Origin of the sequence: Azoarcus sp. TTM-91 (assembly GCF_012911025.1) — a bacterium.
GTDB lineage: Bacteria > Pseudomonadota > Gammaproteobacteria > Burkholderiales > Rhodocyclaceae > Azoarcus.
Window position 1 is genome coordinate 1 of the sequence record NZ_WUEI01000185.1, and the last position, 5,488, is coordinate 5,488.

General features: G+C 54.1%; 2 tRNA genes and 3 rRNA genes. All 5 read left to right on the top strand.

Features of this window, described 5'->3' with window-relative positions:
* Positions 1 to 317: 317 nt before the first annotated feature.
* Positions 318 to 1,853, top strand: a 16S ribosomal RNA gene (locus tag GRF61_RS23095).
* A 71-nt stretch (positions 1,854 to 1,924) separates the two neighbouring features.
* Positions 1,925 to 2,001, top strand: a tRNA-Ile gene (locus tag GRF61_RS23100).
* 26 nt (positions 2,002 to 2,027) lie between these two features.
* A tRNA-Ala gene (locus GRF61_RS23105) sits at positions 2,028 to 2,103 on the top strand.
* Positions 2,104 to 2,366: 263 nt separating this feature from the next.
* Positions 2,367 to 5,250, top strand: a 23S ribosomal RNA gene (locus GRF61_RS23110).
* 72 nt (positions 5,251 to 5,322) lie between these two features.
* Positions 5,323 to 5,436 (top strand): 5S ribosomal RNA (gene rrf / locus GRF61_RS23115).
* Together the 16S, 23S and 5S rRNA genes with 2 tRNA genes alongside form the textbook arrangement of a ribosomal RNA operon.
* Positions 5,437 to 5,488: the final 52 nt, after the last annotated feature.

The window sequence follows — 5,488 nt, forward strand, 5'->3', positions numbered from 1 at the left end:
AGGGTTGACGTTATGTGAGCGGTGTCTATAATGCGCACCTCTTCAGCGCTGCAGCGAAATGCGGCGGGGCTGAAGGGCTTGGGAAGCAAGGCGTTCTGCGGTTTTTAAGTGAAAAATAAAAAACGCAGGGGGTTGACGAGATAAGGAAGTTTGATCATAATCTCGCTTCTCTGCTGCAGCGAATGCAGCGGTTCTTTAAAAAGTTGGACAACCGATAAGTGTGGGTGCTTGGTTGTTGCGGCGAGATCGCTTCGGCGATTTGTTTCGCAAAGATTGAGTGCTCATATGTCAGTGATGACTTTGAGTACCGTAGGATTAAACTTAAGAGTTTGATCCTGGCTCAGATTGAACGCTGGCGGCATGCTTTACACATGCAAGTCGAACGGCAGCGGGGGCTTCGGCCCGCCGGCGAGTGGCGAACGGGTGAGTAATGCATCGGAACGTGCCCAGTCGTGGGGGATAACTACGCGAAAGCGTAGCTAATACCGCATACGTCCTGAGGGAGAAAGCGGGGGATCTTCGGACCTCGCGCGATTGGAGCGGCCGATGTCGGATTAGCTAGTTGGTGAGGTAAAGGCTCACCAAGGCGACGATCCGTAGCTGGTCTGAGAGGATGATCAGCCACACTGGGACTGAGACACGGCCCAGACTCCTACGGGAGGCAGCAGTGGGGAATTTTGGACAATGGGGGAAACCCTGATCCAGCCATGCCGCGTGAGTGAAGAAGGCCTTCGGGTTGTAAAGCTCTTTCGGACGGAAAGAAATCGCTTCGACTAATACTCGGAGTGGATGACGGTACCGTAAGAAGAAGCACCGGCTAACTACGTGCCAGCAGCCGCGGTAATACGTAGGGTGCGAGCGTTAATCGGAATTACTGGGCGTAAAGCGTGCGCAGGCGGTTTGCTAAGACAGGTGTGAAATCCCCGGGCTTAACCTGGGAACTGCGCTTGTGACTGGCAGGCTAGAGTACGGCAGAGGGGGGTGGAATTCCACGTGTAGCAGTGAAATGCGTAGAGATGTGGAGGAACACCGATGGCGAAGGCAGCCCCCTGGGCCTGTACTGACGCTCATGCACGAAAGCGTGGGGAGCAAACAGGATTAGATACCCTGGTAGTCCACGCCCTAAACGATGTCGACTAGTTGTTCGTAGAGGTAACTCTGTGAGTAACGCAGCTAACGCGTGAAGTCGACCGCCTGGGGAGTACGGCCGCAAGGTTAAAACTCAAAGGAATTGACGGGGACCCGCACAAGCGGTGGATGATGTGGATTAATTCGATGCAACGCGAAAAACCTTACCTACCCTTGACATGCCTGGAACCTTGGTGAGAGCCGAGGGTGCCTTCGGGAACCAGGACACAGGTGCTGCATGGCTGTCGTCAGCTCGTGTCGTGAGATGTTGGGTTAAGTCCCGCAACGAGCGCAACCCTTGCCATTAATTGCCATCATTTAGTTGGGCACTTTAATGGGACTGCCGGTGACAAACCGGAGGAAGGTGGGGATGACGTCAAGTCCTCATGGCCCTTATGGGTAGGGCTTCACACGTCATACAATGGTCGGTACAGAGGGTTGCCAAGCCGCGAGGTGGAGCTAATCCCTTAAAGCCGATCGTAGTCCGGATTGCAGTCTGCAACTCGACTGCATGAAGTCGGAATCGCTAGTAATCGCAGATCAGCATGCTGCGGTGAATACGTTCCCGGGTCTTGTACACACCGCCCGTCACACCATGGGAGTGGGTTTCACCAGAAGTAGGTAGCTTAACCTTCGGGAGGGCGCTTACCACGGTGAGATTCATGACTGGGGTGAAGTCGTAACAAGGTAGCCGTATCGGAAGGTGCGGCTGGATCACCTCCTTTCAAGAGAAAAGCCGCAGCGGCCAAGTATCCACAACTTATCGGTTGTCCAAGCGAAGAGCCTCGAAGTCAGAGGGTCTGTAGCTCAGCTGGTTAGAGCACCGTCTTGATAAGGCGGGGGTCGTTGGTTCGAACCCAACCAGACCCACCACGGTTTCAAAGGTGCTCGATCAGAATGGGGCTGTAGCTCAGCTGGGAGAGCATCGGCTTTGCAAGCCGAGGGTCGTCGGTTCGATCCCGACCAGCTCCACCACTGAAGGCTTGTACCAAATACCGAGATGTACGGCATCAGCGCAATCAAAAGCGTGTTGATTCCCTACATCTTGATGATCCGAAAAGGGTCGCAAGAGGTTCGCTCTTTAACAAATTGGAAGAAGTTAGTGCAATGCGTCGCAAGATGCGTTGCACGGGTTGTGTGATTGCATTGGGCTACCCGTTAGCGAACCAGCAACGTGGTAGCCCGCACAAGCGAGTTCGCCTATGACAGGGTCTTCGAAAGAGGATCTAAGGTTATAGGATCAAGCGACTAAGTGCATGTGGTGGATGCCTTGGCGATCACAGGCGATGAAGGACGTGCAAGCCTGCGAAAAGCACGGGGGAGCTGGCAATGGAGCTTTGATCCCGTGATGTCCGAATGGGGAAACCCGGCCCGCAAGGGTCATCCCAGACTGAATCCATAGGTCTGTGGAAGCGAACGCGGTGAACTGAAACATCTAAGTAGCCGCAGGAAAAGAAATCAACCGAGATTCCGTAAGTAGTGGCGAGCGAACGCGGAAGAGCCTGCACGACTAAACCATCAATTTAGCAGAACGGTCTGGAAAGTCCGGCAATAAAGGGTGATAGCCCCGTATGCGAAAAATTGGTGGCGGGTCTGAGCGTGCGACAAGTAGGGCGGGACACGTGTAATCCTGTCTGAAGATGGGGGGACCATCCTCCAAGGCTAAATACTCGTGATCGACCGATAGTGAACCAGTACCGTGAGGGAAAGGCGAAAAGAACCCCGGGAGGGGAGTGAAATAGATCCTGAAACCGCATGCATACAAACAGTGGGAGCCTCGTAAGGGGTGACTGCGTACCTTTTGTATAATGGGTCAGCGACTTACGTTCAGTAGCAAGCTTAACCGAGTAGGGGAGGCGTAGCGAAAGCGAGTCTGATAAGGGCGATTGAGTTGCTGGGCGTAGACCCGAAACCGGATGATCTATCCATGGCCAGGATGAAGGTGCGGTAACACGCACTGGAGGTCCGAACCCACTAGTGTTGAAAAACTAGGGGATGAGCTGTGGATAGGGGTGAAAGGCTAAACAAATCCGGAAATAGCTGGTTCTCCCCGAAAACTATTTAGGTAGTGCGTCGTACGGACACTTGCGGGGGTAGAGCACTGTAATCGTTGGGGGGGTCACTGCGATCTACCCCGCGATAGCAAACTCCGAATACCGCAAAGTGATATACGGCAGACAGACAGCGGGTGCTAACGTCCGTTGTCAAGAGGGAAACAACCCAGACCGCCAGCTAAGGTCCCAAATGCATGGCTAAGTGGCAAACGAAGTGGGAAGGCATAGACAGCTAGGAGGTTGGCTTAGAAGCAGCCACCCTTTAAAGAAAGCGTAATAGCTCACTAGTCGAGTCGTCCTGCGCGGAAGATGTAACGGGGCTCAAGCCATGAACCGAAGCTGCGGATGCACTATGTGCATGGTAGGGGAGCGTTCCGTAAGCCTGCGAAGGTGTCTCGTAAGGGATGCTGGAGGTATCGGAAGTGCGAATGCTGACATGAGTAGCGATAAAGGGTGTGAAAAGCACCCTCGCCGAAAGCCCAAGGTTTCCTGCGCAACGTTCATCGGCGCAGGGTGAGTCGGCCCCTAAGGCGAGGCAGAAATGCGTAGTCGATGGGAAACAGGTCAATATTCCTGTACCGCTCTATGATGCGATGGGGGGACGGAGAAGGCTAGGCCAGCCGGGTGTTGGAAGTCCCGGTTTAAGCGTGTAGGCGTGCCCGATAGGCAAATCCGTCGGGCTTAGCTGAGGCGTGATGACGAGGAGCCTTGCGCTCCGAAGTGGTTGATGCCCTGCTTCCAGGAAAAGCCTCTAAGCTTCAGTCATAGAGTGACCGTACCGCAAACCGACACAGGTGGGCAGGTTGAAAATACCAAGGCGCTTGAGAGAACTCAGGAGAAGGAACTCGGCAAATTGATACCGTAACTTCGGGAGAAGGTATGCCCCATTAGCTTGTAGGAGTACATCCGAAGGGCGAAGGGGCCGCAGAGAATCGGTGGCTGCGACTGTTTATTAAAAACACAGCACTCTGCAAACACGAAAGTGGACGTATAGGGTGTGACGCCTGCCCGGTGCCGGAAGGTTAAGTGATGGGGTGCAAGCTCTTGATCGAAGCCCCGGTAAACGGCGGCCGTAACTATAACGGTCCTAAGGTAGCGAAATTCCTTGTCGGGTAAGTTCCGACCTGCACGAATGGCGTAACGATGGCCACACTGTCTCCTCCTGAGACTCAGCGAAGTTGAAATGTTTGTGAAGATGCAATCTCCCCGCGGCTAGACGGAAAGACCCCATGAACCTTTACTGTAGCTTTGCATTGGACTTTGACGGGACTTGTGTAGGATAGGTGGGAGGCTTTGAAGCCAGGACGCTAGTTCTGGTGGAGCCATCCTTGAAATACCACCCTGGTGTCGTCGAGGTTCTAACCCAGGCCCGTGAATCCGGGTCGGGAACAGTGCATGGTAGGCAGTTTGACTGGGGCGGTCTCCTCCCAAAAGGTAACGGAGGAGTTCGAAGGTCTCCTAGGTACGGTCGGACATCGTACTGATAGTGCAATGGCAAAAGGAGGCTTGACTGCGAGACCGACAAGTCGAGCAGGTGCGAAAGCAGGACATAGTGATCCGGTGGTTCTGTATGGAAGGGCCATCGCTCAACGGATAAAAGGTACTCTGGGGATAACAGGCTGATTCCGCCCAAGAGTTCACATCGACGGCGGAGTTTGGCACCTCGATGTCGGCTCATCACATCCTGGGGCTGTAGCCGGTCCCAAGGGTATGGCTGTTCGCCATTTAAAGTGGTACGTGAGCTGGGTTTAAAACGTCGTGAGACAGTTTGGTCCCTATCTGCCGTGGGCGCTGGAAGTTTGAGGGGGCCTGCTCCTAGTACGAGAGGACCGGAGTGGACGCACCTCTGGTGTACCGGTTGTGACGCCAGTCGCATCGCCGGGTAGCTAAGTGCGGAAGAGATAACCGCTGAAAGCATCTAAGCGGGAAACTCGCCTCAAGATGAGACTTCCCTGGGGACTCGATCCCCCTGAAGGGTCGTGGAAGACCACCACGTTGATAGGTCGGGTGTGGAAGCGCAGTAATGCGTTAAGCTAACCGATACTAATTGCCCGTGAGGCTTGATCCTATAACCTTAACGAGGCCGACTCGCCTCGCAATCACACAACTCACACTTCTTCCTCTTTGTTCCCCTTCAAAGTCTGACGACCATAGCGTCTTGGTCCCACCCCTTCCCATCCCGAACAGGACCGTGAAACAAGACCGCGCCGATGATAGTGAGATGCGCTCTCGTGAAAGTAGGTCATCGTCAGACTAACTATTTAAAAAGCCCCTGCAGAACTCTCTGCAGGGGCTTTTTGCTTTGC